Origin of the sequence: Candidatus Magnetobacterium casense (assembly GCF_019173545.1) — a bacterium.
GTDB classification, from domain to species: domain Bacteria; phylum Nitrospirota; class Thermodesulfovibrionia; order Thermodesulfovibrionales; family Magnetobacteriaceae; genus Magnetobacterium; species Magnetobacterium cryptolimnobacter.
This window is the reverse complement of sequence record NZ_JABXWD010000695.1, coordinates 1-1,298: the sequence shown is the minus strand read 5'-3', so window position 1 is coordinate 1,298 and position 1,298 is coordinate 1. Positions and strand designations below refer to the sequence as shown.

At 48.9% G+C, this 1,298-nt stretch carries 3 protein-coding genes; all 3 read left to right on the top strand.

The genetic code is table 11. The features are described 5' to 3' along the window. Positions 1–512, top strand: a 512-nt coding sequence (locus HWQ67_RS18820; protein WP_218254230.1) for a hypothetical protein, incomplete at its 5' end; no start/stop codon positions are given. Between the two features lie 136 nt (positions 513–648). Next, positions 649–942 (top strand): hypothetical protein, encoded by a 294-nt coding sequence (locus tag HWQ67_RS18815; protein ID WP_218254229.1) that lies wholly within the window; start codon positions 649–651, stop codon positions 940–942. A gap of 21 nt (positions 943–963) precedes the next feature. Continuing rightward, the coding region (locus HWQ67_RS18810; protein ID WP_218254228.1) for a hypothetical protein at positions 964–1,298 on the top strand (335 nt) is incomplete at its 3' end.

Here is a 1,298-nt window from a genome sequence, read left to right as displayed (position 1 = left end):
CAATGACTAAGGAAGCTAAATACATGGTAAAAGCATTCACCACATGCCGTAATTATAACCAGTTCATAGCGATTTGCATCCCGAACATATGGATTATCGATAAATACCTGAGGGAGCATAGGATAAGGTCTTTGACAAGGGTTGTCAGTCGTGGCTGGGCATGGCATTATGACAAGAGCAGGCTTATACAGATATCAAGGGATAAGCATAATCCGGCAATAACATACTGGCCCCACTGCAATTTCAAGGATTCCTTCCCCAATGCAGCGGAAGCATACCCCGAGGAATGGGCGGAATACCTCAAGAAGAAGAAGCGGATGAGCTTGAGCGGGATGAAGCCGGACAGGAAAAAACAGAGAAGGATATGCACCAGTTGCGGGCGTGAATGGTCAAGCGTGCAGGGGGGTAAATTAGCTATGTGCAGGTGCGGAAAAAGGTCAGGAAAAATCAAGGGCAGGTCGTGCAATAATATACAATTATCAGAGAATGAAAACGGTATCGGTAACAGTTGATTTCTGCAACTGCAAAGGCCTCTAAATTAATGAATACGCGAGTAAAAGTATTTACTTTTTAATAGTCAAAGAAATGATTTCTCATGAGCCAGCTTCTTGCCGAAGTAGCGATGAATCAAACTTGGAGGAATGAATTATGCACATCGAACAGAGACTTCAGCACAAAATGAAGGGTCTCGGGGTCGGCGATATAGGTCCTATGGCACTTGCCGTGGGCATCGCCGTCATCATCGTCGCGGTCGTATCGCTCATCCTCGCCAACTTCAGCAGTGCATCCACAAACACCAACTTCACGGCTGTCGTGGGGCTTGGCCTGACGGCGATAACGTCCTTCGCATCATGGTTTAGCATAATCGTGATAGTGGTCGTGGCCGTGATAATCCTGAGCCTTGTCTTTATGCTGAAGAACTTCGGCGGCGGCGGGGCGTAATTCATCCACCGGGCGACCATAATGCGCACAACGGTGGATGACATAGGTCCCTATGCTTTGTCCTTGGGCATTGGCATCCTTGTCGTATCGATAGCTGTCTTGGTCATTGCCAACATGACGGCCAGCAGCTATTATACTGCGACATGGAACAACCTGACTGTTGGTGCGACGAATGTAACAAATGTCCCATACTACGACCACCAGCTAACGGGCGTCACGTGCTACAATTGCACCAACCAAAACAGCTCTTTCGGGCCTGGAGTGAACGGGACGGATTACGTATGGTGGTCCAACGGAACCATCCAGATGTGGTCGGCCAGTTACCGGGTCGGATGCGCTGGCGGGTTGACGAACCT

What these genes read in the sequence shown, in the direction of transcription:
- HWQ67_RS18815 (WP_218254229.1), top strand. Translation starts at nt 649, where the DNA reads ATGCACATCGAACAGAGACTTCAGCACAAAATGAAGGGTCTCGGGGTC.